The following is a 1,738-nucleotide window of genomic DNA, read 5'->3' as shown; positions in this document are numbered from 1 at the left end:
ATCGTTTTCGGGTGAGAGTTATCGTTTGAAGGATAAAAAAAGAATTGGGATTCAGCCGCAGGTTGAAACTTAATACGAGATCAAAGGGGTCAATTTTACTTCGCCATTTTTAAGGTAAAAGGGGTCAATTTTAAAATGCCGTTGACATCGGAATAAATTCCTTATAGGCTCCCGTGTCCTTGTCGCCCAACAACTTTATATGCAATGCATATAGGAACTCTTAAATCCAAGTTGAATGAACGGATAGAAGAAGAGCATTGCAGCCCTTCAGCCCCCGTTGCAACGTACCGAGCGAGGTTTCCCCAGCAGTCCGCTACATCGGCAATACAAGAATGGTTAGTTCTGGTACTCATGGCAATATGTATCAAAGTTTTGAATGGTGGTCTTAAGCCCATCCAAAACTTCAAAGAAGAAAATTAAGGATGGATGGTCAGTCCACTATTCGATTGATAATTTCATATTAGTACATCTAATTTTAAATATCAATATTATTGATAATTAATTTAAAATGATATAAATTTAACTTATTAAGTTTGTGTCGTCATTAGGAACTACTTAATTGTCACCTTACAAAGTGAGGTGATTATTCATAAAGCTATGGCTACGCCATAGCGATTTTGAGCTTTGCTCAAAAGTAAAAAGCACATCAATTCTGAAGATTTCTATTGTTGACTGACACAAAAGCAAAAACATGATTCCACAAGGAAAAGTGGATTGTTGATTTACAACGAAACTGTATTGTTGGATGACAAAAAATGATTGATTACAGCCCTCATACCAAATACACAGCACAGAAAATACAGGATAGAGTTACTCGTGGTGCTTACTTCTACTCTTCATTTAGTGTTGATAATGGAATTAGTTCAACTACAAATATCGAGAAGCTGATCAATAAACTGACCATCAGGTATGGTTTGAATTTAACAAGTCGGCAGAGAAGCTATCGTCTGAAAACAGGTAAGCCAATTGCAGATCTAATTATTCAGGATGTGATTTATGAGAACAGATGGCAATTCATTTTGCTCATTACTACACCGAATAGCCATAAGCATAGCAAACAGCCCAGCCCATCAAATAATCAACCTCAGCAGATCTGCAAGGATAAAATTATTGAAATAGAGAATATGGCATTTGATAAAGAAAGAGTTAATTCAGAAATCAATTTTATTCATGAATACTTCGATGATGAAGAACCTTTAAAATTTGTGATGAACAAACCATACCTTGAATTGGATTTTGCTGGTTGTTCAGCAGAGCTGGTTAGGATGACTCATAAAAAATATAAGCCTAGTTCTGAAAAATTTTATAGAGCTCCTAGAAAATCTTTTAGCTGGACTTGGCGATGGAAAAAGGAAGTAGTTGAACAGAAGAAAAGAGATTTGATAAACATTATAAATCGCTATGTTTCCCAAGTAGATAAAACAAGACCTCATCAGGACTTACTAAACTGGCAGTCTTACTTTCAAACTTATGCTGTTTTTAGGGGGATGAGGCAGCAGGTAGGACGTCTTTATACTTTAGGGAAATATTTTTTCTATAGTCGTAGTAGAAAAAGGTGGGATGATGAAAACTTATCTAAAATGAGTTTATTTTTTGCACCACGCTATGAAAGGCAGAGTAAAACTTGAAGTGCGACATAAACCACCTAATTAATTTAAAGGGTTTATGGAGTATATAAAATTGTCATACCATCATCTTAACTTTGAAGATCGTACTGCATTAATGCTTGAGTCAAGAA

General features: G+C 35.3%; 1 protein-coding gene. It reads left to right on the top strand.

Annotated elements, in window-relative coordinates:
* Positions 1 to 755: 755 nt before the first annotated feature.
* Entirely contained in the window at positions 756 to 1,628 is an 873-nt protein-coding gene (locus C3420_RS16875) for a hypothetical protein (protein ID WP_103857258.1), read from the top strand.
* Positions 1,629 to 1,738 lie beyond the last annotated feature (110 nt).

It is taken from the genome of Acinetobacter sp. ACNIH3, from assembly GCF_002918965.1.
Classification (GTDB): domain Bacteria; phylum Pseudomonadota; class Gammaproteobacteria; order Pseudomonadales; family Moraxellaceae; genus Acinetobacter; species Acinetobacter schindleri.
This window is presented reverse-complemented; position numbering and strand designations above follow the sequence as displayed.